The organism is Paenibacillus sp. FSL P2-0173 (assembly GCF_038008045.1).
Lineage (GTDB): Bacteria > Bacillota > Bacilli > Paenibacillales > Paenibacillaceae > Paenibacillus > Paenibacillus polymyxa_B.
In genome coordinates this window covers 104,270-130,575 of the sequence record NZ_JBBOYK010000006.1, presented here as the reverse complement: position 1 = coordinate 130,575, position 26,306 = coordinate 104,270, and the positions used below count along the sequence as shown (strand labels likewise).

At 40.3% G+C, this 26,306-nt stretch carries 28 protein-coding genes and 1 pseudogene; 18 read left to right on the top strand and 11 right to left on the bottom strand.

Going from position 1 to position 26,306, the window contains the following annotated elements:
- Positions 1-37 precede the first annotated feature (37 nt).
- Complete coding sequence (locus MKX30_RS24910) at positions 38-463, bottom strand: hypothetical protein (RefSeq protein WP_053325378.1); 426 nt, start codon at positions 461-463, stop codon at positions 38-40.
- 178 nt (positions 464-641) lie between these two features.
- Between MKX30_RS24910 and MKX30_RS24905 the strand changes: the two genes are divergently transcribed.
- The 4 genes from MKX30_RS24905 (at position 642) to MKX30_RS24890 (ending at position 4,270) form a co-directional block, all read left to right on the top strand.
- A complete protein-coding gene (locus MKX30_RS24905) occupies positions 642-1,091 on the top strand; it encodes an Imm63 family immunity protein (RefSeq protein WP_028541366.1) in 450 nt (149 codons plus the stop codon).
- A 132-nt stretch (positions 1,092-1,223) separates the two neighbouring features.
- A complete protein-coding gene (locus tag MKX30_RS24900) occupies positions 1,224-2,207 on the top strand; it encodes an ABC transporter substrate-binding protein (RefSeq protein ID WP_341063783.1) in 984 nt (327 codons plus the stop codon).
- Between the two features lie 33 nt (positions 2,208-2,240).
- Positions 2,241-3,266 (top strand): FecCD family ABC transporter permease, encoded by a 1,026-nt coding sequence (locus MKX30_RS24895; RefSeq protein WP_025721067.1) that lies wholly within the window; start codon positions 2,241-2,243, stop codon positions 3,264-3,266.
- Complete coding sequence (locus tag MKX30_RS24890; protein WP_023988496.1) at positions 3,263-4,270, top strand: FecCD family ABC transporter permease; 1,008 nt, start codon at positions 3,263-3,265, stop codon at positions 4,268-4,270. The genes MKX30_RS24895 and MKX30_RS24890 overlap by 4 nt, the downstream gene beginning before the upstream one ends.
- A 61-nt stretch (positions 4,271-4,331) precedes the next feature.
- On the opposite strand, the gene MKX30_RS24885 is transcribed toward MKX30_RS24890, so the two are convergent.
- The 3 genes from MKX30_RS24885 to MKX30_RS24875 all read right to left on the bottom strand — a co-directional run bounded on the left by MKX30_RS24885 (position 4,332) and on the right by MKX30_RS24875 (position 6,941).
- A complete protein-coding gene (locus MKX30_RS24885) occupies positions 4,332-4,766 on the bottom strand; it encodes a VOC family protein (protein WP_053325380.1) in 435 nt (144 codons plus the stop codon).
- A 217-nt stretch (positions 4,767-4,983) separates the two neighbouring features.
- Positions 4,984-6,396: a hypothetical protein gene (locus tag MKX30_RS24880; RefSeq protein WP_053325381.1), complete on the bottom strand. Its 1,413-nt coding sequence runs from the start codon at positions 6,394-6,396 to the stop codon at positions 4,984-4,986.
- 44 nt (positions 6,397-6,440) lie between these two features.
- The gene (locus MKX30_RS24875) at positions 6,441-6,941 is read right to left on the bottom strand and encodes a histidine phosphatase family protein (RefSeq protein ID WP_028541362.1); all 501 of its coding nucleotides are present in this window, start codon (positions 6,939-6,941) and stop codon (positions 6,441-6,443) included.
- A 218-nt stretch (positions 6,942-7,159) separates the two neighbouring features.
- Here MKX30_RS24875 and MKX30_RS24870 point away from each other — a divergent pair, with 218 nt between their 5' ends.
- Together MKX30_RS24870 and MKX30_RS24865 are read left to right on the top strand one after the other, a co-directional pair.
- Positions 7,160-7,357: a DUF3934 family protein gene (locus MKX30_RS24870; RefSeq protein ID WP_023988500.1), complete on the top strand. Its 198-nt coding sequence runs from the start codon at positions 7,160-7,162 to the stop codon at positions 7,355-7,357.
- Positions 7,358-7,472: 115 nt separating this feature from the next.
- The gene (locus MKX30_RS24865; RefSeq protein ID WP_023988501.1) at positions 7,473-8,165 is read left to right on the top strand and encodes a pseudouridine synthase; all 693 of its coding nucleotides are present in this window, start codon (positions 7,473-7,475) and stop codon (positions 8,163-8,165) included.
- A 107-nt stretch (positions 8,166-8,272) separates the two neighbouring features.
- On the opposite strand, the gene MKX30_RS24860 is transcribed toward MKX30_RS24865, so the two are convergent.
- Genes MKX30_RS24860 through MKX30_RS24845 form a run of 4 tightly spaced genes read right to left on the bottom strand, consistent with a single transcriptional unit; the run spans position 8,273 to position 12,273 of the window.
- Positions 8,273-9,373, bottom strand: coding sequence for a GerAB/ArcD/ProY family transporter (locus MKX30_RS24860; RefSeq protein ID WP_023988502.1), 1,101 nt, complete (start codon positions 9,371-9,373; stop codon positions 8,273-8,275).
- A gap of 12 nt (positions 9,374-9,385) precedes the next feature.
- Positions 9,386-9,613 carry a hypothetical protein gene (locus tag MKX30_RS24855; protein WP_023988503.1) on the bottom strand — a complete coding sequence of 76 codons (228 nt, stop codon included), beginning with the start codon at positions 9,611-9,613 and terminating at the stop codon, positions 9,386-9,388.
- A 6-nt stretch (positions 9,614-9,619) separates the two neighbouring features.
- A complete protein-coding gene (locus MKX30_RS24850) occupies positions 9,620-10,828 on the bottom strand; it encodes a Ger(x)C family spore germination protein (RefSeq protein ID WP_341063780.1) in 1,209 nt (402 codons plus the stop codon).
- A gap of 14 nt (positions 10,829-10,842) precedes the next feature.
- Positions 10,843-12,273: a spore germination protein gene (locus MKX30_RS24845; protein ID WP_341063778.1), complete on the bottom strand. Its 1,431-nt coding sequence runs from the start codon at positions 12,271-12,273 to the stop codon at positions 10,843-10,845.
- Positions 12,274-12,582: 309 nt separating this feature from the next.
- Between MKX30_RS24845 and MKX30_RS24840 the strand changes: the two genes are divergently transcribed.
- From MKX30_RS24840 to MKX30_RS24825, 4 genes and pseudogenes are all read left to right on the top strand, one after another.
- Complete coding sequence (locus MKX30_RS24840; protein WP_264453807.1) at positions 12,583-13,158, top strand: LysE family translocator; 576 nt, start codon at positions 12,583-12,585, stop codon at positions 13,156-13,158.
- 24 nt (positions 13,159-13,182) lie between these two features.
- Complete coding sequence (locus tag MKX30_RS24835; RefSeq protein WP_023988507.1) at positions 13,183-13,959, top strand: AraC family transcriptional regulator; 777 nt, start codon at positions 13,183-13,185, stop codon at positions 13,957-13,959.
- Between the two features lie 15 nt (positions 13,960-13,974).
- Positions 13,975-14,826 carry a 3-methyl-2-oxobutanoate hydroxymethyltransferase gene (gene panB, locus MKX30_RS24830; protein ID WP_023988508.1) on the top strand — a complete coding sequence of 284 codons (852 nt, stop codon included), beginning with the start codon at positions 13,975-13,977 and terminating at the stop codon, positions 14,824-14,826.
- A pseudogene (locus MKX30_RS24825) lies at positions 14,807-14,896 on the top strand (alpha/beta hydrolase); the annotation flags it as partial. The gene panB and the pseudogene MKX30_RS24825, both read left to right, overlap by 20 nt.
- 160 nt (positions 14,897-15,056) lie before the next feature.
- Here MKX30_RS24825 and MKX30_RS24820 read toward each other — a convergent pair.
- Positions 15,057-15,878, bottom strand: coding sequence for an NAD(P)H-binding protein (locus MKX30_RS24820; protein WP_068938737.1), 822 nt, complete (start codon positions 15,876-15,878; stop codon positions 15,057-15,059).
- Positions 15,879-16,009: 131 nt separating this feature from the next.
- On the opposite strand from MKX30_RS24820, the gene MKX30_RS24815 reads away from it, so the two are divergent.
- The 4 genes from MKX30_RS24815 to MKX30_RS24800 all read left to right on the top strand — a co-directional run bounded on the left by MKX30_RS24815 (position 16,010) and on the right by MKX30_RS24800 (position 19,462).
- Complete coding sequence (locus tag MKX30_RS24815; protein ID WP_068938738.1) at positions 16,010-16,834, top strand: MerR family transcriptional regulator; 825 nt, start codon at positions 16,010-16,012, stop codon at positions 16,832-16,834.
- 262 nt (positions 16,835-17,096) lie between these two features.
- On the top strand, positions 17,097-17,549 hold the full coding sequence (locus MKX30_RS24810; protein ID WP_068938743.1) for a MarR family winged helix-turn-helix transcriptional regulator: 453 nt from the start codon (positions 17,097-17,099) through the stop codon (positions 17,547-17,549).
- Positions 17,550-17,560: 11 nt separating this feature from the next.
- Positions 17,561-18,682: an alpha/beta hydrolase gene (locus tag MKX30_RS24805; protein ID WP_023988513.1), complete on the top strand. Its 1,122-nt coding sequence runs from the start codon at positions 17,561-17,563 to the stop codon at positions 18,680-18,682.
- A gap of 501 nt (positions 18,683-19,183) precedes the next feature.
- The gene (locus MKX30_RS24800) at positions 19,184-19,462 is read left to right on the top strand and encodes a DUF6809 family protein (RefSeq protein WP_023988514.1); all 279 of its coding nucleotides are present in this window, start codon (positions 19,184-19,186) and stop codon (positions 19,460-19,462) included.
- A 494-nt stretch (positions 19,463-19,956) separates the two neighbouring features.
- On the opposite strand, the gene MKX30_RS24795 is transcribed toward MKX30_RS24800, so the two are convergent.
- A complete protein-coding gene (locus MKX30_RS24795) occupies positions 19,957-20,712 on the bottom strand; it encodes a class I SAM-dependent DNA methyltransferase (protein ID WP_341063776.1) in 756 nt (251 codons plus the stop codon).
- 413 nt (positions 20,713-21,125) lie between these two features.
- The gene (locus tag MKX30_RS24790) at positions 21,126-22,238 is read right to left on the bottom strand and encodes an alpha/beta fold hydrolase (protein WP_341063774.1); all 1,113 of its coding nucleotides are present in this window, start codon (positions 22,236-22,238) and stop codon (positions 21,126-21,128) included.
- A 146-nt stretch (positions 22,239-22,384) separates the two neighbouring features.
- Here MKX30_RS24790 and MKX30_RS24785 point away from each other — a divergent pair, with 146 nt between their 5' ends.
- The 4 genes from MKX30_RS24785 (at position 22,385) to MKX30_RS24770 (ending at position 26,282) form a co-directional block, all read left to right on the top strand.
- Positions 22,385-22,582, top strand: a complete 198-nt coding sequence (locus MKX30_RS24785) for a TetR/AcrR family transcriptional regulator (protein WP_075154177.1) — start codon at positions 22,385-22,387, stop codon at positions 22,580-22,582.
- A 146-nt stretch (positions 22,583-22,728) separates the two neighbouring features.
- Positions 22,729-24,369, top strand: a complete 1,641-nt coding sequence (locus tag MKX30_RS24780) for a helix-turn-helix domain-containing protein (RefSeq protein WP_075154178.1) — start codon at positions 22,729-22,731, stop codon at positions 24,367-24,369.
- A gap of 128 nt (positions 24,370-24,497) precedes the next feature.
- Positions 24,498-25,469, top strand: coding sequence for an ABC transporter substrate-binding protein (locus tag MKX30_RS24775; protein WP_075154179.1), 972 nt, complete (start codon positions 24,498-24,500; stop codon positions 25,467-25,469).
- Between the two features lie 24 nt (positions 25,470-25,493).
- The gene (locus tag MKX30_RS24770) at positions 25,494-26,282 is read left to right on the top strand and encodes a hypothetical protein (RefSeq protein WP_075154180.1); all 789 of its coding nucleotides are present in this window, start codon (positions 25,494-25,496) and stop codon (positions 26,280-26,282) included.
- The last annotated feature ends 24 nt before the right edge of the window (positions 26,283-26,306 follow it).

Genomic DNA, 26,306 nt, shown 5'->3' with positions numbered 1-26,306 from the left:
CCGCTCCTGGGAGTGACGGTCTTTTTTTAGCATTCTATTATTGTTTCTTAATCTTATACGTAAATTCCCAAACGGCTTGATGACCTGAATAACGTCCACGGTTTTCAGTAACCGTCACTCTTAACTTAACGGTAGAACCTTTGGTAGAAACCGAGGAGACCTTTACATTCTTGGTGGCTTCGCCTTCATCAGGAATTTTGTCTTGTTCCTCGGCATACGCATACAGCTTTATGCTACCATTCGATTTGACCTTCACGCTGTTACCTTCACTAATGGATTGACCAGCTACCTGGGCAGCAATGGCCCATTCGTTGCCTACGTGATCGTTGGATACCAAGGTTGCTTGTTGAAACGTAACGATATACGTTGATGTTGCTGAAGCTGCGAGCGCGTACGTTCCATTGAACATCAGGGATACCACTACCAATAGAATAGCCGATGCTTTCGTCCATACTCTATTCATTCGCTGTCTCCTTCAGTTGGATATATTGAGGGAATTCCCTCTATTCTAATTATCGTTTGCATCAAACAGAATTGTTAATGGTTGGTAAAAAAAGAATTTGACTTCTTATTGCATCACTTGTGATCTAACATGATTATGACTTGAATTTATTTAGTAGAGAAAGGGAAGGGAAAATCTGATGAAAAAAATATATAGCGAACAAGAACTCATAGATATGACTATTAAACAGCTTGAACAAACTTCAATATATGAAGACCAGTATGAGCAATATGTAAGACGACCTTTCCGTACGGATTTTTATGATGATCTGAGCCCGTATGTGCAAGTGGGCAAGCGGGGTTATACGCTCCAGATGTATGAAAGAGGCATACAGATGCTGAACAAGCTTACGAAAGAGGAAGAGGATGTGATTTATTGGATCATCGAAGATACAATTCACATCATTGCTCATCTAAATTTGCTTCGCAAATATAAAGTGGATAACATAAATACTCATTTAAAATATACCAAGGAAATCACGAAGGAGCTGACAACTGCAATGAACAAAGCATTTTATGAAATTGGAGGAATCTATCAGGAATGGCATGAAGCGAATAGAAGGGGAGCACTGGAGAACCCATTAAAGTAAAACAAAAAAATAAAGAAACAGTTGACAATCACTAATATAAAATTTACACTTTTATATTAGTGATAATGATTATCAATATCACTAATTTTAAGTATGTTTTGCACTTACTATATTTCAAAGGAGATTTACAACATGCATCATATGATGAACAAGAAATTTCACATGATTTTATGTGCACTATTCGTAGTGATTTTTGTTATTTCAGGTTGTGGGAATGCTGGCAGTTCCTCTGATTCATCTGCTAAACCCGCGTCGCCCACGAAGGAAGAGGTAAGCAGTGATTCTGATACGCGTACAGTCTCTACGGTAAAAGGAGATGTGAAGGTGCCCGCTAATCCTCAACGGGTAGTCGTGAACTGGTATGTTGGCGATGTATTTACACTAGGGATTAAGCCGGCCGCAGTCATGGGGTGGAAACAAGAAACGATGCCTTTTTACGATAAGTTTAACGACATCTCCAATATCGAAAAGTGGGAAACTGAGGAAATTATGAAGTATGATCCTGATCTCATCATTACATATGATACAAAGGATTATGATAAGCTCTCTAAAATTGCGCCTGTTCTTGTGATACCTGAGGATAAAATGACCTCCCTAGAACGTTTGAAATTTCTTGGTCAGGCCACAGGACATGAAGCAGAAGCAGACAAAGTGATTTCACTGTTTGAAAGCAAGCTGAGTCAGGCCAAAGAAAAACTAAATTCCGACATATTCAAGGACAAAACGTTTAGCATTTTCGAGGACTGGGGCAGTGGCTCCTATGGAATTTATTATGAAACAGGCTCACGTGGAGGAACGTTGCTTTACAATTATCTTGGACTTCACAAACCGGAAAAGCTCAACACATTGGTTAAAAGCTCCGGAGAGCGTCGAGGTTCTTTATCCTACGAGGTAGCTGCTGAATACTTTGGAGATTATGTCCTTTGGTTTAAGCAGGAAGGCAAGGAATCCGAATATGCGAAGACAAAAATCTGGAGCAGTATTCCAGCCGTTAAAAACGGACATATCATCGAAATTCCAGCGAAATATGCAGGACTGTTTTATTATTCGGACGTTGCTAGTATGACGGGGCAGCTAGATTATATTATTAGCAAATTGCTGGAACAGACTAAGTAACGTTGCATAATTGACCAACTAAGGGTGTAATCGATGTCTACTCACAAAGAACCAAATAAAAAAGGAATATTTCATTTTATAGGCTATATGATCATGGGCGTGTTCCTGCTCCTGGTGGTTACCGCAGCATCTATTACCTTTGGTGCTGCGGAAATGAGCTTGAAGCTGGCGTGGGGGGCTATATTTCAGTTTGATCCCAACATTACGGAACATCAGATTATTCACACCTTGCGTTTTCCACGCACCGTGGCAGATATCATAGTAGGGTGCAGCTTGGCTGTGTGTGGGGCAATTATGCAGGGAACCACTCGTAATCCACTAGCGGATTCGGGACTCATTGGCATAAGTTCAGGCTCGACATTTGCTATTGCGTTATGTATGGCCTTTTTGCCTGGTCGCACCTACGGAGAAACTATGCTGTATTCTTGCCTAGGTGCAGCAATCACTACAGGCATTACGTATTACATCGCATCTATAGGCAAGCGAGGAATGACGCCTCAGCGACTGGTGTTAGCAGGAATGTCCATCTCCATGCTTTTTGGTGCGTTTAGTACGTTTATCGCTATTAAGTATGAGATTGGCCAAGCCCTTGATTACTGGTCTGCTGGTGGTACAGCCAGTGCCAAGTGGGGCGAATTAGCTTTTATTGCGCCACTGTTTGTAGTGGGTTTGGTCTGTGCCATCGCGCTTTCTCCCTCGATTACGATTTTGAGCTTCGGGGAGGATGTGGCATCAGGCTTGGGTATTCGTGCGAATAGGATTAAGCTGTTTTCAACCTTAATTGTATTAATTTTAACAGGGTTATCGGTTATTGTGGTCGGCCCTGTTGGCTTCGTTGGTTTGATCGTGCCACACATTATGCGCCATCTGGTCGGAACGGATTATCGGTATATTATCCCGGCCTCAGCTTTGTATGGAGCAGTCTTTCTGTTGGCGGCAGATTTACTCGGACGACTGATCAATCGCCCTCACGAAACACCTCTTGGCATTATTTTTGCCTTGGTGGGCGTACCCTATTTTCTCTACCTTGTGCGCAAGCAGAGGAGGGAGTTTAGTTGAAACTGTCCCGTAATACCAGGGGGATTAGCATTATTTTACTGTTAGTAGTGCTGACGCTGCTAGTGGCTGTACTCAGTATGAATGTTGGGAAAATGAACCTTTCTCCACTCGAAGTTTTCAAGGTCATCATTGGCGAAGGAACGAGCAAACAGAACCTGATCGTGTTTGACTTTCGACTGCCACGTATTGTGCTTTCTATATTGGTAGGTATTGGCATGGGGATATCAGGCTGTATTATGCAAAGCTTGCTCAAAAACGACATGGCCAGCCCGGGGACGCTCGGCATCAGCTCAGGCTCAGGGTTATTTGTACTTATGTATATTACGTTGTTCGCTAGTGAAGGATTGCTATCGCCTATTCTTCTTCCAGGACTGGCTTTTGCAGGCGGCCTTACGGCAGCATTTTTGATTTTTATGTTTGCTTTCAGGCGGGGAAGAGACATCTCGCCTACAGGCTTAATTTTAACCGGTGTCGCTATGGGCAGTGGCTACAGCGCATTATCTCTGATGTTGACACTCCGGCTAGACAAGCAACAGTATGACTTTGCTCTGAGATGGCAGGCTGGAGACCTGTGGGGGGACGACTGGAGCTATATTATGGTGCTTCTCCCGTGGGTGCTTATCATTTGCTTTTACGTTTTTTACAGGTCGAACACACTCAATACGTTGAATTTGGGGAATCAGACAGCATCGGGGCTCGGCGTAGCAATTAAAAGGGAGTTTATCGGCTTGACGATTGCTGCCGTTGCGCTCGCTTCTGGTAGCGTGGCACTTGGCGGAAATTTCTTTTTTGTAGGCATGGTCAGTCCCCATCTAGCACGCAAGCTAGTAGGACCCAATCATAAGCTATTGCTACCTACGACGGCATTAGTTGGTGCACTCGTCATTTTGATTGCTGACACACTTACTCGGACGATTAGTTTTGGAGCTGATATTCCAACCGGAATTATTATCACCATACTGGTTACCCCTTATTTCCTTTACTTGCTGTCGAAAGCCAGTTAAATGCATAATGAAAAGACGCTAACCCATGTCCATGCAAAATATGGCTGGGTTAACGTCTTTTTTATAGTTCTTTGGGCGATTCTTCATTGTCATAACTCAATTGCCATTCAATTCCAAACTTATCTTTAAGGCTACCGTAGCATTTGCTCCAGAATGTTTCTTGAAGCTCCATGTTTACGGTCCCCCCTTCTTTTAACTTATGAAAGTACGATCGAATTTTCTCTTCGTCCTTATTGACGATGGCGAGGCTGATGTTGTTTCCGGCTACGAAAGGCATACCAGGAAAAACGTCTGAAAACATGACATTACTACCATCAATTTGAAGCCGCGTGTGCATGACCAAATTTTTGGCTTCTTCTGGTAGAGGATAATCGGGATTGGGTGGTGCTTCACCGAACGTCATGATATGTGGTTTCTCAGTCCCAAATGCCTCTGCGTAATACTCCGCTGCTTCGCGACAGTTTCCATTAAAGTTAAGATAAACATCAACAGACATGTGTTTCACTCCTTTATGGCTGATTTTTTACTTGCAAATTCTCACCTATCATTATTAGCCTGTGCAGAAGCAAAAATACCAAGTGTTCATGGACTTTCTAACGTGTAGCCGTTGAGGGGGATGTTAGCGTCTTTTTTAGGGATTAGAATTAAACTAACCCGCAAAAAGGCTGCTTGTCCTTAAGCAAACTATTTTGCGGGTTCTGATTATGGCTTGTTTAGAGGGAAATCAGGTTTGGAGTGGCAGGGTGATAGAGCAGATGACGTGAAATATCGCCGGGATGCTGTACGAAAAGTGGTCCCCAAGCAGGATTGGTATCGTGCATCAGCTTTAACAGGGACAGCATCCGATTAAATATAACCTGCAGATCCGCTTCCCGGGAAAGTCCCTCAGTAACAGCAGCAGCTACCACATGCGCGGCGTAGAAGCCAGAGCGGTGCTCGTCGGTAAGAGAACCGGTGGTTTGCAGCAAGGTACGTAAAAGTGCGGCGACGCTCTCATCCTCGTTTCTCCAGTTTTGGATTTCATCCAGACTGTGATTTTCAAGGCTTGCAAGTTTAGTCTTCATAATGGCTTCAGCTACAATTCGTGCAGAACGTTTTGCTGTATTAGCGTCGATGGCTCTGCCGTTAAGCTTAATATTTGATAGATCCTTGTCGACTTCCGATTCAATGACTTCTGCCCATGCTCCAGCTTGGTCGAATTCCAAAAGTGCAGTGGCGTAGGCACCCAAATATCCCCGTAAAATATCTGCAGCATGTGGATCACGGGTAGGTCCTTCATTTCGAAGTTGAGCTCTTCCCGAAAAGGCGGCATTCATACCCCGGAAATAACCGATTAAGCCAATGGCAGCTGCTGGTCCCAGATTAAGGACACCCAATACATCCGAGGCGGTTTCATCGATGCGGGAAGCCCAGTAGTCCGGTAGTCCTTGTCCGATGTTTTCGCTGTTTAATCTGTTTCTAACGACATTGGCCAACTCTTGAATTAGACCCAGATCAGCATGCAAAATGTCATGACCACATACTTCATGAGGGATACTGGACCAAGCCAGCAGTCCATTTGTCGCATGCGCAGGAGGAAGACTGACAATCGCTGCTTGCACTTTAAATACTGCTGTGGCATCAGCGGGCCATGTGTACGGGCCATTTTCCGGCTCTCCCCATTTAACAAGTGCTGGAATAATACTGAGATCCGGTTCTTTTATTCCTTCACGATCTTCTGCGCTAAGAAAACCGTCATACAGGTCACTCACAATCTCCTGAAAAGCATCGGTCGCAAGTGCATTGTAGCCTTCTCCGTTTTGCAGAATGCTCTGAGCGATATCCAGCATGAGTCCGGCAGCTCTAGTTCTACTTGGGTCCTGAATCAAAATTTCAGTGAAGCCCTGTTGCCCAAGCTTGTCCAATTCCTTAATAAACGGAATCGCGACCGTTTCCTGATATATTTTCGGCAGTTTGGCTTTTGCCGCATGGAGTCTTCCCATCAATTGGTGATAATCCGTAGGGGCTGCCGGCCCCTGTAGATTGGAGAGAACCGCCTTTTTCACATTTTCGATACAAACAGACATGTTGGATACGTCGGGTTTGGTAACAGCGGTGATGCGATTTCTTTCGAGCATTCCTTGCATAATTAGATGACCTCCCAGTTTTTTTTGAATTAAACTACAACAGTTTACTCTGTACTCCACAAATGCTTCGCCTGACATTTTCCATCACTAAAAGTTAAAAGATAGAGATCCGGATTCGTGATTTCCTCCAGAATAAAATCTGGAGCATAATGATGCAGCAGGAGTGTTATGATCAAGCGATGGGTGACTAACAGAAAGGTGTGTCGACCGCTCTCCAGCAATTCTTCCGTTAAGGCAGTGACCCGGGTGTTAACCATTTTTTCAGACTCTTCAGCCGTAACTTCGGGCACCCCTCGTTCTCTAAGACGATCTTCAGGTGGATCAAGTTTGATGTTTAATCGTTCTTCAATGATTTCCGCTGTCTGCCAAGCTCGTTTATACGGACTGGAAATCAAACGGTCTACATGCAAGCCATCCATATGCAGTAGAAAATCCGCCAACTGCTTGGCTTGCTCGAAGCCCTCTGGAACTCTGAGCGGAGCATCCGGCTCATTACCAGTCCCAATACCGTGACGAACCACAAACAGGCTTACGTCATTATTCATCCTGTATCCTTCTTTTCTAGAGAAAATTAGCCATTTAAGTGGGGGAAAAGAAAGCTTTTTTTGCGGCCTACAATAACATGTGTGAGCTTTCACATGATTATGTGCTCCTTTATTTGGCACAGTTTATGCTTCAATTTTTTAAAACAAATGGGCATTATGATCAAAGTAATGGTATGATAGCTTAGTTAAATCTGAACGACTAGTAATGGAGTGATCATATGGGTGGAAAAAGCAAGGGCGGCGGGACCGGCAGAGGTACAGGTAGTAAGGGCTGGACACGCTGGAACAAAACTGCGAAGCCAGTAAGGACAAAAAGCGCTTCTACAAGCGCACCGGGAAGCAAAGCGGCAGGTGGTACAAAAGGCGGCACTGCCAAACCAACAAGGAATAAAAGCGGCGGCAGCAGTAGCAAATAAGCCGGGAAAGTATAAGTTGTCGTAAACGGCGAACATCTGATTAAGCAAGAACAATCAGGTGTTTTTTTAATTATTTTACTTATACTCGCATATTATAATCAGAAGCAGGTGAATCGTGAGAATTAACAAGTACATAAGTGAGACAGGATTTTGCTCACGTCGGGAAACCAATAGGTTGATTGCAGCAGGACGAATTACGATTAATGGAAATGTTTGTGAAGCGGGCGCAGAAGTAGAGCCACAGGATATCGTGCTGATTGATGGAAAAGCTATTCCGCTTAATTCCATTGAACCTGTATATTTGGCTCTGAATAAGCCTATAGGCATTGTTTGTACCGCAGCGGAGCAAGTGGCTGGCAATATTATTAGTTATGTCAATTATCCTTCACGTATCTTTGCCATTGGCAGGCTGGATAAAGCGTCAGAGGGACTCATTCTATTAACCAACGATGGAAGCATTGTCAATCAAATGATGCGTTCCGAGCATGGTCATGAGAAGGAATATATAGTGACTGTAGACAAACCTGTTACAAACGAGTTTACGCAGGCCATGTCTCGTGGCGTTGAAATATTGAACGTCATTACTAAACCGTGCAAGGTTGATCGTACGAGCGAATACGAGTTCCGCATTATTTTGACGCAGGGTCTGAACTTGCAAATTCGCAGAATGTGCAAGGCCTTGGGCTACAGGGTGCTAAAGTTGGAACGTATTCGAATTATGAATATTACCTTGGATCATCTGGAACGTGGGCAATGGAGACATCTGGAGAGGGAGGAACTGGAGTTACTTCTTGCTAAATTGCAATAATGATTACAACAAGAGCAAGTCCCCTAGCCCAATAGGCGTTTTCCATGTCCTTTGGACGTGGTGGAGAGGCTGGAATTGGACAGTATGTTCATACGGTCAATGCAACTTTAGTGATACTTTTTACGGAATTTCAACGAGCCGCCTACCTTACCCACCAGCCATAGCACAATAGGAAACACGATACCGAAAATCATGGCGTAAAAAGGCCATACTGAAAAAAACTTGATTAAAAATTGCATATTTGGCCAAATAGAATGAACCATTGCCATTGCGATTAGGATCAGAGGAACTAAGAGAGAGTTAGCACTTCGAAGACGAAAAGCATCTGCAAGCCCTTGCGCTGAAACATATAAAAGCAGTGCGAGTCGGAAAAAAATGGTAACAAACCAGAACACTGCAACGACAATTTCAAACCGTTGAAGAAACTCCCCGTTACTGATTGTTCGGCTAATAAAATAAGTAGGAAACGTCAAATTAGATACAACACCTTCACTCATCACGGCGATTATTTGTAGAACCATGAAAAAATACATGCCGCCGCTAATCAAAGCACATGTAATCACTGTCTTTCTCCACTTCTTTGGATCGGGAATGTACTGTGCAAAAAAAAGATACAGAATTGCTTCAAGGTAGGGAAAGGCAAACAAATTGAACGAAGCGAGAACGATAGGGTTCAAACCATACTCAAAAATAGGGAGCACATTATTTATGTTGGTCTCAGGAAGAAGGGTAATCCTGACCAAAAGATATAGAACCAGAAGGAAAAAAAACAGGATTTCCGCACAACGGCCAATTACAGCAGGGCCTGATCGAACGGCGAAATAAATGACTATAAGCATGATGAAATATATCGCGTCGGAGGGAGTTTCCGGCATAATATCTATTGTGATAAAGTCGCCTAGATTTCGAAGCGTCATGATGAACACAAGAAAGGGAAAGAAAAAAATGAAAACGATGCTAATCGTCCCGCCCAAGGGACCGAAGAGGCAACGGAGATGCTCTACGAAAGATTTCCCCTGTATTTGCCTAGCGATGGAGGCATATAAAGGTATCAATAACAGATGGAAACCTAAGGAGACTGGGATGGAGAGCCAGGCATCTTGTTTAGCGGCAGCAGTAATTGCCGCTGGGAGCACCAGATATGCGCTTCCTATTTGATATAATGTAAACCACATAATAGCTTGTCTAACGGTCAAGTTGGAATTCATTCCAATGCCCCCTTAAGATAACATTTCTATAAGTAACCGGCTTACTGGTTGGAATAGGATTCGAATGCCCGTCAGTGGAGTCGGCAATTCAATGTTGGCGATCCGTAGGATAATCAATATAACGCCTATAGTCAACAATACCGAGCTGAATACAATTTCACGCACATATTGTTTCTTCTTGAATTTTTTAAACTCATACAGCGATGTTAAAATGGAACTTACGAGAATCACATAAAGCATATGTATTCACTCCTGATTGTGTAGTCCCATATCGATTGGACTGGTGATTTCTCCGAACCGGATCAAACGATAATTGAGCTGAATATCCACTTTAAGCGTTTGGAATTTTTGTGACCAATCCTCTTTCCAGCTATGCCATTCACGCGGGAACTTGCGGTGAAAAGCTTCTCCAAACCCGAATATATCGGAACCGATGTGTTGTGCATTTCGAATGCCTTCCTTCAAAGACTGTTCCAGATGCTCTTTAGCTGATTTTTGAAGATCTCTAAATGTCTCTTCATTCTTAAGGTTGGCCTTGCACGAGACCGTTCCGACATTGGATTCTGTATCCACAATAAGAGAAATGTGCGGCTCATGGTCTATTATTTCTGGACGCATTTTTACTTTGGAACGGATTACTTCAACAACAAATTTTCCATTGGAATACGGACAATCGATGGAAGCTACGGTGCTGGAAACACGGTTGGATATATAGGTAAAGGCTTTACTTTGTGAATCATCCATCCAATCGATAAGTCGGTCGCCCTTGAAAACACCAATTCCAGTGAAAAAATATTTAACATGTTGGGGCGACTTTGTCACATTATCAATAGTTAGACCTTTTTCTAGGTTTGTCAGTCGAATACCGGTGAGAACCGGTTCAATGCCATCCTCCGTAAATTTCTGCAAAAGATCTTTTACATTGACGGCGGAAGTTGGAGCCCATGCTTTTTCAGAAAGCCTTAATGCCTTATACATATCCATTGCAGGCAAGATCTCGGTTGGAGCTACAAAAGTAACGGCCTCCTTTGCCGAGTTTTCTCTGACAACCGCTAAATAGAAATCAGGCCGAACTTCATGATCACGGAATAGAAAGTCCAGCGGCTCCTTGATTCCTTTTTTTGCTGTTTTTTCATCGAAAATTACAAATTTTAAGTGGGACATATACAATTTTCGGGAGGATTCCGTTGTTAATTTTCGAATAGCTTCAAATATGGTATCGGCGCGTTTGGAAAAAACGATCGTTGGCGTCCGTTCCATGGGGGAATTCCGAGACATTTGCGATGGGTCAACCACTTGTAGACTGACTTCATATTGGTCATCCACTGCATCAATACCCATAGCCATCACGACGGAAATTGCACTCAATTCCTTATTGTTCCAGCAACCCGTAAGAAACACCATTAGCCAGGTGCACATTAACAGTAATAAAATGGTGGATCGATACGAGTTCATGATGGTCTACTCCTTTAGTTTTTGCGATGTTTTTTTTTAGTTCTATATGGAAAACGTAATATGGCGTCCCTCTGCTCCGACGATTTGTAATTGGCAAAGGGGCTCAAATACGGTACACCGAACGAATGAAGCCCATTCAGATGCACAAAGAGCATGAGGATACCAACAGTCAATCCGTACACACCAAACATAGCGGCTATGCCTATGAAAGCGAAACGTAATATCCGGATTGGAATAGCAAAGGTGTACGAGGGAATGACAAAGCTCGAAATGGCAGTTATTGCAACAACAATGACCATAACAGCCGAAACGATGTTTGCTTCTACAGCTGCCTGGCCGATCACTATTGACCCAACAATAGAAACGGCTTGACCGACCGTCCGTGGCATACGAAGACCTGCCTCCCTCAGAATTTCAAAAACCACTTCCATGATCATCGCCTCAATAAATGCTGGAAACGGTACTCCTTCACGTTGCGCGGATAAGCTTAATAACAAAACTGTTGGAATCATATCCTGATGGAATGTCGTTAATGCGACATAAATGGCCGGAGCCAACATACAGATTGCTAGACAGATGTACCTTAATATTCGAATGATACTACTGTAAATAAAGGATTGATAATAATCTTCTGCGGATTGAAGGAAATCTGCAAACACCGCAGGTGCAAGGATGGCGAAGGGAGATCCATCCACAAATATCGCAATTTTCCCCTCCATAATTCCTGCTGCAATAGAGTCTGGGCGATCAGAATTATAAAAGAGCGGAAATATCGTGAGTTGCTTATCTTCATGGAGACATTCTTCCAAATATTCGCTTTCAAGCACGCCTTCTACATGCATGTTCTTTAACTTGGATATCATGTCCTGCACCTTTTTTAGGTCAGCCACCTCATGTAAATACATGACCGATATATCGGTCTTGGTTTTTTCGCCAACTTTTATGGTAGTTAGACGTACTCTTGTATCCTTCACCCTTCGACGAACCATAGTCGTATTCGTACGTAAAGTTTCTGTAAACGACTCTTGCGGACCTCTGACCACAGGCTGCGTCTTCGAGTCCGTAATGCTGCGTTCTTCCCATCCAGGCAAAGAAATGACCAATCCTTCATCCGTATCGTTCAGTAGTAGGAGAAGACCACCTGAGAGGATCTGTTCCAAGGCATCTTCAAAGTTTTGAGTAAAGCTTGCTTCACCAATGTCCAAAATTGCGTTTTTCAATAACGGTAAAGTGATCTCGTCAGAGGAAACACGATCATGCAACGGACGGATCACGTTGTCCTGTACCTTTTGCATGTCAGTCATTCCATCCAAATAAAAAAGAGCGGCGTGTTTATGGCCAGTCGTGATCTCACGAACAATAAAATCCGAACTGTTTCCCATGAAGTCACAAATGAGATCGATATTCTGGCATAATTGTCTTGAAAATTTGGTATGTAACTTCATTTTCACCCTCCTCAGATACGTAGTATTAACAATAATCCGAAATAATACCACAATAATCCATGATTATGTTTGTTGTCGGTAAGGTTAAAAACATCTTTAACGGTAGAGGATTCGGGCTAAGTAATTTTTGAAGACAGCTACGGACAACAAGGAACTGACGATGCAACTCTTGGATAAAGGAAATTTTGATATAGCAAACAGCGTAGCAGAAGGGTGACTACGAAGGGTACAATACCTGCAATAATATACTATATGCCATTTATCTTAAGATGTATTATTTCATGAGAATACGTTAAAGGAGTTTTCCTCATGAATATTACATCTGTTTTAATTTACTGCTTTATTGCCACTTTTACACCAGGTCCAACTAATATCGTTATACTATCTACAGTCCATAATTTTGGGGCAAAAAAAGCAATGAAATATACGTATGGAGCAACTCTAGCTTTTGGTTTATTACTTGTTATTTCTGCTATATTGAATACAATGCTTATAACGATCATACCGAAAATTTTAATTGTTATGCAGATAATCGGAAGCTGTTATATGTTCTATCTCGCCTATCAAGTTTACAAAATGGATACATCCAATCCAACCGTAAACCAATCAGCTACCTTTATGTCAGGCTTCTTTATGCAGTTTCTAAATCCAAAGGTAGTACTATTTACAATGACTGTAATTCCTAGTTTTATTATGCCCCACTATATCGCAATACCTGCGGTGACGATAAGTATTGTCGCTATAACGCTTATTGGTTTTTTAGCATTTGTGACATGGGTTCTTTTCGGTGCAATCTTCAAGGAGTTTTTACAGAAGCATAAAAAGACTGTTAATATAATGATGGCCTTATTTTTAGCCTATGCGGCCATAATGATATGGATGTAGGTAAGCTTGTTAGGGGTGATTGAAATGGACAAATTTATCTATAAGAAATCAGCAGGTATTACTGCATTATCAGCAAGTCTTTCTGAATTTAAGTATAAGAAGCACTCTCACATGGAGTATGCAATAGGCGTAACATTGCGTGGAATTCAAGAGTATACCTTGGATGGCAGCTTACAGTTATCCTATCAAAATGGTGTGATGCTTTTTAATCCAGAACAGGCGCATGACGGAATGGCACATAATAAGGTGGGGCTTGATTATGTCATGCTATATATTGAGCCACAATTGCTTTTAGAGATTATTGAGCACAAGGATATCGTACGGTTTTCAACGCCAATTGTGTATGACTATAGCCTTGAACAAAAAATATTAAGTCTTTCTAAGGCTATCTTAAGCGAAAAAGATGAGGCTTTGTGTAGCGAATTACTTTTATCCTTGACGGATAGCCTTTTTCAAACCAATCTTTCTACAGACAATAAGAAAGAGAACGTGTTAATTCGAATAGCGAAGGATATGATTCATACCAACTTAGAACATGTACTTAAACTTGACGAGATATGTAAAGAGCTTAATTTATCGAAATTTCAGTTTATCCGATTATTCAATGCTCATACTGGAATTTCACCATACCAATACTTTCTTAACTGCAAGATCGAACGTGCAAAGCAGTTAATAGAAAAAAATAGAGATATTTATTCAGCAGTAGCAGAATGTGGTTTTGTTGATTTAACCCATTTAAATAAACACTTTAAAAGTGTATATGGAACAACAGCATTTGAATATATGTCACATTTAAATTGAGGAGGAGGGAATACGTTGAAACAAACTACAGATTTGTTGAAGATGAAGCAAAACAATGAAAAGATTGTCATGTTAACAGCCTATGACTATCCTTCTGCAAAGCTTGCAGAACAAGGGGGCGTTGACGTCATATTGGTTGGTGATTCGCTTGGAATGGTGGTTCTGGGTTACGATTCAACAATTCCAGTTACAATCGAAGACATGATTCACCACACGAAAGCTGTTAAACGAGGAGCGAAGGATACATTTATCATTACGGATATGCCGTTTTTAACCTATCATTTGTCTGTTAGAGATACATTAATCAATGCTGGGGAATTAGTTCAAGATGCCGGTGCCCATGCGGTGAAGCTGGAAGGTGCCGATGAAGTCGTCGAACATATCGCCGCCCTGACAAGAGCAGGAATTCCTGTCTGCTCCCACCTGGGACTGACTCCGCAAACTGTTGGAGTTTTAGGCGGATATAAGGTGCAGGGAAAAGATGCATTAGCCGCTAAAAAATTGCTGGAAGATGCTAAGAAATGTGAAGCGGCTGGAGCATTTGCTCTTCTTTTGGAATGTGTTCCAAGACAACTTGCAGAAGAAGTAACCAAAGCCCTTTCGATTCCGGTGATTGGAATTGGTGCTGGATTGGATGTGGATGCCCAGGTTCTCGTATATCATGATATTTTAGGCTATGGTGTTGAACGTGTTCCTAAGTTTGTAAAACAATACCATTCGCTGAATCCGTTTATATTGGAGTCCATTCAAGCTTATACTGCTGATGTGAAGAATAAACGGTTTCCTGAAGAAAAACATACTTTTACGATGAAGGAAGAGGAACTGAAAGTACTTTATGGAGGTAAGGCTGGTGATTCACGGTACTGAAGATGCGATTATCCCTTATGAACATGGAAAAAATTTGGCTAACGAAATTACAGGTGCGGTTTTACTGAGTTCAATAAAACAGCGGCAGTCTAGGACTTTATTTTTCCGTCCATGGCTGCCGCTGTTTCTATTACTTGGATCATCAGTCTAATGTAGTATCGTTTTACTCTTTGCCATTCCTCGTTCAGCTAACGTTTTCCGTTAGGTAATTAGTAAAAGAAAATAAGGGGTTATACAAAATAATGCTTGTTTTCATTAACCCATTGAGTAAATGTTCTGGCTGGCTTGCCTGTAACTTGTTCTACTGTCGGTAGAACGGTATAGGCTCCTTTAGGAGGGTTTTTCCCAATCCCTATAATAAAGTATTCAATAAATTCATTGTCATAGCCTTTGCTTTTCCAATCTTGTTTTACTTGTTCTTCTGTAATTTCAACAAGATCAATGTATTTATCTATAACTACAGAAATTTGTTTAATCATACTTTTTGGAGACAATGCTTCTGGTCCTGTCAAATCATATGTCCGCTTATCATGGCCTTCTTCTGTTAGTGCCTTTACTGCGACATCAGCGATATCAGCTTCATGAATTCTAGCGCTTAAACTATCGGGGAAAGCCGTACGAATAAGTCCTTCTTTTTGGATTGATTCTGTCCAACCACTGTAAAGTGCATTTTTCATAAATTCCACTGGCTTTAGTAAAGTCCATTCCATTCCGCTATTTTTAATAACGTCCTCAATTGGGTTCCCTTCAAAATCTAACAGGGCTACAATTCTTGCAACATTAGCTTGTTTTGCCATCTGAATAATTCTTTTGTTTTTTATAAATTTTTCGTCCGTTTGTTCACTCTGAGTGATCAGAAACAAGCTATCTATAGTATGGAGATGTGCTTTTATAGTTTCGGGAATATCAAGATCCCCTAGAACTACTTGTGCTCCTTTAGGTAAGTTGCTTTCCTTCCTTGACAATGCCTTTACTTCTATATCTTTTGCAACTAGTTGTTCAACAATATGACTCCCCACACTTCCTGTTGCTCCTGTAACTAGAACTTTCATTCCTTATATCCTCCCAAGATTAATTATTTAGGTATTACTTTCGATTAGATACTCCTCATGGTCTACTGCTATTTGAAGGTTACTTGGTTATAATAAAGTGTGGTGTAACACCATAGTCAAGGAGGGAATTCATGGAGAATAATGTTCACACTCATTTAACGTCAGGACAATTTGCAAAAGTGATGGGTATTAGCAAGGATACTTTATTTCACTATGATCGACTTGGAATTCTTTCTCCTGAATTTAAAGCTGAAAATGGGTATAGATATTATTCAATTAATCAAATGGATGTTTTTAAAGTGATCTCAATACTTAAAGAATTAGAAATGCCATTAAAAGAGATAAAAGAGTATTTAAATAAAAGGTCACCTCAGGAGCTCATTGTCCTACTTGAGAAAGAAGAGGCAATGCTGAATTCTAAAATTAAACAACTGCAAAAAATGAAAAATATAATATCAGAGAAGAAACGAATTACCCAAGCAGCAACTGAGATCGTTACAACTGATATTATTATTGAGGAAAAAAAGGAGGAGTTTTTGGTAGTAACAGAGGCTGATCCTTACACAAATGATAAAAGCATTTACGATTCTATGATAAAACACGAAAAGTACTTGAACATTTATAGTATTGATGCTTCCCATACAGTAGGCTGGATGAGAGATACTAAAAGAGTCTTAACAAATGAAACATTCAATTATGATTATCTTTTTACTAGAGTTAGTAAAAAATCAAATTATTCAAATTTCAAGCGAGAAAAAGGAACATATTTAATCGCGTACCATACAGAGGGATACTCAAGCGTATGTGACACTTATGATCGAATAATAAGTTATGCTAAAGATAAGAGCATAGAATTACAGGGATTTTTTTATGAGGATGTTTTGTTAGATGATCTTTCAGTTAGAGGTTATGAAGAGTATTTAATTGAGATCTCTGTTCAAATTTTAAAGATGTAGATTAGAAAACAAAGAAGACCCATCAAGGTAAATCAAACTTTCCTGCTGGTTAAACATCCATGCATCCCAATAAAACATTTTCCTCGCTGTAGTGAATGCCTAATGTCTGTTGAGCCGTACTTACTACTATTAATTGGGGTGATCTACAGATCGCAAGAGATAATGAATGCAAACATTCAAAAAATACAGGTTGAAAATAGTACCATATCGAACTATAATATTAGTACGATATGGTACTTTTTTTGAGAAAATGGAGGTGCACATGGGAATTATAAAAGGAAGATCTGTTTTTTTATCAGCATCCATAGATGCATTGCTGGCTAGAATAGTTTCAAGAAAACACAGGGAATCTGAGGTTGATACTTTAACAGCAACTCAAGCAAGGATTTTGTTTTATCTTTGGACGAAAGACGAAATACCTATACATGAAATCTCAAGGGTTACCAATCTTCAAAAGTCAACTTTAACGAGTATATTAGCTAAGTTGGGAAAAGCAGGACATATCAGTTTTATGCCTTGCCAAACAGACAAACGGAAAACAATAGTTAAAGTAGTGAACAGAAATGAAAAATTAGTGGAATTGAACAAAAAGATTATTGATGAAGTCGGAGAGATTTTTTACAAGGGATTTAGCGAGGAAGAAATAGCATTGTATCAAAGTTTCTTAATAAGAACTTTAGATAACCTGATAGAATGCGAGAATGAAAAAAAGTGAGGAGAGAGAGTATGAATAAAAAACTAAGAATGGTATCCTTCGTACTTTTAGCAACATTGGCTTTTGCCACACAAAAGGAAAGTTTCGTAGCTGCTGAAAGTCCTCCTACAGATGTGATTAGTATGGCTCCTACCTATAAAGATGTGGTGTATGCAACCGTAACTAATGACGATGGAAAGAAAAAAGAGTTAAAAATGAACATCTTTAAGCCGGAGGGTGTAACCGAAGCAACTCCTGTCTTGGTATATATTCATGGTGGAGGATGGGCTATAGGGGACTATCAGGGCGATGATGCGCCTAAAGATGCAAAGAAGGAAACAGCCGCGCCACCAAATCGACCAGCACAAATGACAGGTAGAGCTACAGATCAAGTGGCTACAGATTCAGCATATCAAGTTTTCAAAAAAGTATTAGAAGATAAAATTGCTTTCGTTTCCATAGATTATCGGCTAAGTGGCGAAGCTATTTTTCCGGCTCCCATTTATGATGTTAAGGGCAGTATCAGATATCTGCGTGCACATGCCAAGGAATACGGTATTGATCCAGAAAAAATTGCAGTAGCAGGAAATTCTGCAGGTGGACATCTGGCTACCGAACTCGCTGTTACTAGTGATATAAAAGAGCTTGAAGGTGATGTTGGGGGCAATCTTGAGTATTCAAGCAAAGTAATGGCTGCAGTTGATTTTTACGGTCCAACAGATATGTTTACCATGGGCCCTGAGATGGACCCAACCCTGCAATCTCCTGAGGAGGCAGCCGAAACACATGACTCTCCACGAGCAGCTGAAGCCAAACTTCTTGGATTTGATAAAGAAGGACAAGGTGTGGCAGTCCTGAGAGATATTCGGGATAAAAAACAAACCAATTCTCCTTATTGGGAAAAAGTAAAGTTGGCAGAATTGGCAAGTCCTATAAATTATGTATCTTCAGATGATCCACCCATGTTTATTGCACATGGAGGAAGTGACAGTTTAGTATCTATTCAACAAAGTTTGAGACTTAGAGATACTCTTAACCATGCAGGAGTAGAAAATATTTTTATGTCTAACTCTAAAGCTCCCCACGGTGGCCAGGGTGAAGATGTCAATAATGCAGCTATAACCTGGGTAACAAAAAAATTGCTTAATAAGTGAGAAATTTTGAATATTTATGTTATTTTATTAAAAAAAAGGGATCTCCATTTATGGAGGTTCCTTATTCTTTAAAGCCTACTTTAGATGAATTAGATTGGCTCTTTTAACCGTTTCATTGCAGATTAAGTCGTTAGGCTATGAGTTAGATTAATTAATGTACTACCCATTGGATATCAAGATGAAATGTTTCTTGAACGGAAGATGCCGATCGAACAATAGGATCAGACAATTTTGTAGCGGAAAATGCTCATATGTGAGATGGCTTGATGATTTTAGGAACTCTATCCTAAGGGGTAGGGCTTCTTTTGGTTTGTTCTATTTAATAAATAGTCTGTGCTTGTTTGGTGGAAATTTGCCAATAGTCCTTCAATTATTCCTAGTGAAATATACGCTAAAATTCAATATTGATATTTCCAATAGGATATTCTTATTTTTGGGGAACAAAATGCATCTACGGATCCGAAATTTACGCAAAGTCTGTATCAAGAAGGAGAAGATGAAATGAGTATCTTGGAGGATTTATATTACGGCAAATGGTATCCAAGTGAACGAATCAAACCGAAGAACCCTGAACTTGAACTAACCCATCAGAAAATATCCGCTTCTATGGAAACTCTAAAAGCAAGATTGCCAGAACAAGATTATAAGTTAATTGAAGAACTATCTGATTTAAATGATGTCCTAATTTCTATATTATCTGCCTCGGATTATATTTCTGGGTACAAAACGGGAGTTTTGATGATGTTAGAAATATTTGATGGGAAAAATTATCGAAACTAAGGTATACCTTTGTAAAGTAAAGGGAAAGAAAACTTATACAGAATAGAGTTAAAAGGCAAGGGCCGGACGCTATAGCGTACCGGCTTATTTAATATGAGATGGCTGTTAATCTTATGATCATATAACTGAAATAAGATATATTTTCACGATTATTCAGAAGAAGATGAGGCATTAAAAAGGTACTTATTTATAATGAAGGGGGAGCTGAATTTAATAAATATAAGTCAGAGGTCATAGGGATTAAGTCTTCTAATTCATATAACAATTAGTAATAAAGATGGTTTTCCATAAATTTGAATAATGTTATTATGTCTTAATGAACTCAACCGAGGTAAATAACGTTTTTTTGTAAACGTCCTGATCATATTTTAGGGTGACTCGGCGATTTTTCTTTCCGGGAATCACTGGAATAGCCTGTTGTTCCTTCAAAAACATGCGAATGACATCGATATCTTACGCGCGGTCGTCAAACACTTGGGATGAACATTCCGGGATTATTCGTTATAGGCTCCATGTTTTCGACAAACAGTAATGATGGAAGGAGATAAAGGAGTGAACGGTGTTTTATTCCAGTCCGAATATTGATTTTCGATACAAAAGCCGCGGCTCGTTAATAAACGCTGAAGCGTGTCATTATCAGTAAAGCGACATGCAATTCGAGAAATTGTTTTCTCCGATCCCCAATCACGGAACGTGACCCAGTGCATGATCTGGTTACTTGAATCATACGACTGTGTCCCAGATATCTTGACTTTAATTCCATCTTTATCGATAAAATTTCCCCAGATGCTTTCCTCTTGGTTGGATAAATCGGTTCCCAAGGGGTTTCGTGTTTCAAAAACAAATATCCCATTTGATTCTAGGTGCTTGTAGACGGTTTCGAGTAAGGCTCGTTGATCCTCATCGCTCAAAAATGCCTGGAATGCATTTCCTGTCAAATAAATCATGGAAAAACGCTTTTCGGAATCGAATGTACGAGCATCAGCTTCAATAAAATCCACAGGCAAACCTTGAGCTTTAACCCGCGCATATTCAAGCATCGATGAAGAAATGTCAACACCTGTTATATGTATCCCCGATTTTGATAAATGAATGGTTGTCAATCCTGTACCACATGCAAGTTCCAGAACCTCACCTGGGTTCAATCTAGCCATATCAAGATAGAAATTGTATTTATTAGTCTCACCGCCAAATTCAAGATCATAATTAATCGGGTCTCGATACTCTTCAAGATTATCGTGATTTATCAATATGAATCATCCCTTCACTACACTACAGATTCCTTTAAATCATCCTTCATTATACCATCCATTCTCGGTTTTGCGATATATGGAAACCACGTTGATGTTTTATAAAAAAAGGACTGACGCGCCAGCACTTTTAAAACAAAAAAGCCGCTAATTTAGCGGATCTGATGATGAAGGTATAATTATTGTAGGAACAAATAAAGGATTAGATCATTTAACCTACCCAGAAATAAAAAAAATCATAGGGGATAAAATTCTTATTAAATACGCAGATCAAAATGAGACGTAAAAAAGGCGGTTTCCCCTTTTGGGGAAACCATTCGTTATACATAATTCTTTTAAATATTTACTAAATATCCGCATTAACCATACTCTGAATTTTTTATGCGAGAAATTATAGTATTTATATCTCTTTGTTATAGGAACTTCTTCATTTCATTAAATGCTAACTCCCTGTGGCCTGCTTGGCAGTGTTGCTCACCACCCGTTTCTTTAGTAAATACTTTGGTTGTAATGGACGCAGCATTGATTAATTCTTGTTGAATTTGTGCGAGTCGGCTAATAGGTACGTATTGATCATCTTCTCCAGCTAATAAAAGAACATCTTGATTAATGAATGCTCCAATGCCTTGCATCGTGTGCTTTTCGAAATTTTTAATGAGATCAAAAGGCGTTGCTACACCGGTGTTTTCCATCCCTTTGGTAATCTTCCAATGCAAATCAATATTGTGAGTCATCATCTGTTCCAATAATGAATTCACTTGATCTACTTCATTACGATCGACTAGCTGCACTATGCTCTGGTAAGTCTCTTCTGACATTCCCATTTTTAAGGCATCTAAACCACAATAGAAAATGTTAAAAGCAACTACTTTATCGATTCTCTTTTCGAAGGCTGCCGCACGCATTGCTAAATATCCTCCCCAAGATGCACCTACGAGACTAACACGATCTAATTTGAAATAATCAATCACCGTTGATATGGGCTTTTCCCAGTTATGAATGAATTTTAGGCCGTTTTTTAAAGCAGTTCCTTGGCCAGGGCCATCGAATACAATAATATTGTAATCAATTCCCTTCATAAATCTCATCATTTTAAGCATCTCTTCCATGTAAGAATCATACCCACCAAAGACAAGTAATGTCTTCGTAGCTCCAGGTGTCAATAATTTTACAGCAGGAAGATACGAGTCTTCATAGGGAATCTTGTAGGATTCATAATCAAAATCATGAAAGCCTTTATAGAACATTTCTCTATATTTTCGATACATTTTTTCTTTATTGGGGTCTGTGGTTGCAAGATAAAATTCTGCAGCTTGATAGTAGACTGAGGCTAAGTCATAGTCCTTGCTGTCTTCGCGTTTCTTTGCAAAATTGAGCCAAGCTTCATACCAGCTATGGGTGTCGTTTAATTTCGAAATCATTTCTTCCAAGTCAGCTTGTGCTCGATCATCTTCTTGATAATAATCATTGATAAAACGATTAATTTGAAGATTGAACTGTTCGTTATTGACATAGGATTTAAACATATATTTTCCTCCTTCAATTTGGGTATGTGCTTACTATAGAGTATAGTTACTACATAAAAAATAATTAGTATCGCATAATCTGTAGGATATCTTACACGGTATATATAAAGTGTTCGAAAACTTACACATAAGGAGCAAGTGGTTAAATGAATGAAGATATCAGAATTTATAAAACAAAAATAGCTATTGAGCGAGCTTTAATAGAATTACTCCAACAACATGATTTTAAAGATATTACGATCAAAAAAATCTGTGATCAATCTCTTATCGGACGTTCTACCTTTTATAGTCATTATTTAGATAAGTACGACTTGCTAGAAAAAATAGTTAAACAGTATGCTTGATGTCTATTCAGTGGGTTTTGAAAAATGGCAAAGATGCGAACATCATTTTTCTTTTAGATCAAATGCAAGAATATATTATTAATCAGTTAAAGTCTGACTTGTATCAAGGTTAAATGTTTTAGCTAGTATGAGGGCGGTGAGATTACTTGGTTGATATAGAAAAGAACTTTAAACATAAAGAATATGCACCCCTCGAAGGGATGTGTTTCAAGCTACGAGAAATTGAGCATATCAAGAATCAAGCAAATGATTGGGAGCTAAGACTTCAGTTTATCGAATCCCACATGATTCTTGTTGCGGCAAGCGGTCAAGGCTGGCTAACGATTGATGGGCAATTCACCGAACTTCGACAGGGCAGCGTTTACGTGTGTACGCCAGGAGAACTCATCGAAGCAGCCGCGCACTCCTTTGATGAACGAGGGTTTTATTATCTTCGATTTGATGTTATGGACGATGAGGTATCTTCAGCCCATTCGATGCAGATTATTAAGAAGAACAGCCCGTTTCCGGCTAAAGGGGAAGTTATCGTTACGTCGCCTGTTTCTGTTAATACGTTGTGCGATACCATTAACCAATACTTGCAGGATGAGGATCATTTAAAACGATTTCGCGGGCAAATTCTCTTTCAAGAACTGCTGCATACCATCTTGCAAGATGCCCATCTTGAACAAGGAAACGATTCGGAAACAGCCCTAGACTATATCAAAGGCTATATAGAGCAGCATTACCAGAAAGAACTGACAATCGATCACTTGGCCAAGGTGGGGGGAATGAGTACCCGTCATTTTATGCGATTATTCAAAAAAAGGTATGGCTGCAGCGCGATCGACTATTTGGCAGTGTTCCGAATCGAGCAGGCACAACAGCTGATGAGGTCGGGTGGGCAAAATCGTCTTCGAGATATTGCACGACATGTAGGTTACCATGACGATACTTATTTTCGGCGCAAATTTAAACAGGTATCGGGCGTGCCTCCAGCGGCATTTATGCAGAACAGCAGAAAAAAAATAGTCGCCTACGATTTCCCCAACATTGGACAATTGATTGCGCTTCAAATTAATCCTTTCGCCGCACCAGCCGATCACCCATGGACTGGTTATTTCAAGCGAAAGTATCACATGGATGCCGTGCTCCCTCTAAGTTCAAATCAATGGATCAAGAGAGAAGAAATTCGACTTGCTGAACCCGATTTTATTGTTGGTATCGACACTCTGGTATCTCCTGAGGAACAGGAAATGCTGAGGAAAATTGCACCTGCATTTTTTGTACCCTGGGTGAAGAACGATTGGCGTACGCATTTGCGCTTAATTGGGAAATTTCTGGACAAGACCGTAGCAGCCGAGACTTGGCTTGAAAAATATGATCGAAGGGCTCTTTTTGTAAGAGAGCAAGTGAAACATGTATTCAAGGATGATCGTCTCCTCATTCTGAGAATCACCGGTGATCGTTACAATGTTTTGGGCAGTAGAAGCCTAGGCACAGTATTTTACGATGATCTGCATGTTCTGCCTGTGCAAGGCGTCGATCTTTTGAGTCAAAATCAGCAGATAACGCCTGACCAACTAGCGAATTTTGATCCAGATCGTTTATTGCTCATCGTAGACGAGGACATTCAGTCACAATTAAGTTGGCAAACACTCATGAATTCTAAGCTATGGAGTGATTTGAAAGCTGTCAGGAACAGCCGGGTGGACTTCCTTCCCTCATATCCTTGGGTAGAATATACGGCTTTCACTCATGAGCTTATGCTGGATGAAGTTTTAAAGATTTGGCGGGATCGTGCATGAAAAAAAGTCGCTATCGTCAATATTCCGAAATTATAAATTCATCTATACTCCTAATATATGATAATGATAATCAATTTTAATTAGAGGTTGTCATAAATAAATCAAATGATCAGGAGGACCACCGAAGAATGAAGCAACAACGACATATAATCGCAGGTTTAATTATCGTATTGTTCGTCATTGTAAGTACTGCTTGTGGAGCCAATAATGCAGGAAACACAGCTAGCAATACTGAAAAAGCGAATAAAGGAGCCGCTGCTGAGCAGCACGTTATTTCAACTTTAAAAGGGGACCTTAGTATTCCAACGGAGCCCAAAAGGGTCATTGGACTCTCTGTTGTTTACCCAGAGTTGTTATATGCACTTGGCGTTACGCCTGTTGCGGTACAAAACTATCATCCGGATTTCCCATCCTATTTAAAGGAACCGTTTAAAGATACACTGAAGATGGGAATTGCCCAAACTCCTAATTTTGAAGCTATTCTGGCCTCTAAGCCGGATTTAATTATTGCCCCTACGTGGTGGTCCGATAAGGATTATGCTCAGCTTTCCAAAATTGCACCAACGGTGCTTTTACCGCAGCGGGATGATTGGCGTGATGAGTTACGGGATATTGGCAAGGTTCTAGGCAAAGTGGAACAGGCTGAAAAGGTCATTCAGGATTTGCAAACGAAAGAAACTGAAGCGAAGGAGAAACTTCATTCTCTAGTTGGTGACGAGACAGTCATGTACATGATGATTATGGCGAAGGAGATCGTTATTTACGGAGAAAATAGTGATCGGGGAATCTTCATCCATAAGACATTAGGTCTAAAGCCGATTAAAGAATATCCACAGGGTGAGCTAAGTCTATCCATTTCATTGGAAAAAATACCGGAATATAATCCTGACCATATCATTTTGCAGTTAGATGATGACTCCAGTCAAGAAGTTCGGAATAGATATGAGGAAATGCTGAACAGCTCTTTATGGAAAAACATGACAGCCGTGAAAAAAAAACAGGTTCACATGATGGGAGGCAAGGAATGGTTTAGTCTTGGCATGTCTCCATTGGCAGATCTTCATGCTATTAACGATGTCGTTCATGCTTTTGAAAAATAGAGAACAATAATGGGAGTGTATGCTATGGGCACGGTTGATTTTCAACATTTGGAAGAAAATTTTTTCCTTACTTTGAATGAGCTCGATAAAACCGTGCTTACCATCCCTGCATTTGATCTATTAAAAGTTGAAAATATGAATCACTTAATCGACACATACGGCACGCTCATCAAAGCTAAAGAACGTTCAGCAGCAGCAGCTTTTTTTATTAGCTGGTACGCCGGGGTATGCGGTGCGATGCAGCACATGCTGTATCAAGGCAACGTGTTGCTGTTGGATTTATCATTATCTAATTTATCCGTACAATTATATGTAGTTGACGGCTATCCGCTTTTTTCATTTAAAATCAACGAAGTGCGATTTAACCAAATTTCGATAATGGACTGGGATGAGGGGGAGAAGAAATCGCTTGATTCCTTTTACAGGGAACAGGTAACGCCTATAATCCAACTTTTGTCCCAACTGGCCCCCATAAACGCTATTCCATTATGGGGACAAATCGTTAATGCGTTGTATGCTCAAATGGAAGAAGAGTTGGCCGAAGCGTCTGATGAAGAAAGTAGAACCAGGATCATTTCTTTTTTCAAATTGCTCACACACGATGTCGATGCTAGTGCGTTCGGACTCCGTAATAACCCGTTTAATGTTAAACCAAATTTCATTGAACACCCAAATATCCCTGATCAAAAAATGTTAGTGAAAACAGCTTGTTGCCTGGCTTATTGCTTGGATCGTGAATTTGGTTACTGTTACGCATGTCCGCGATTAAAAGAAAAGGATCGGGCATTAATGAGAGCGAATGGACGTTGTTGAAAAAACATCTGCTTTGATTGGATA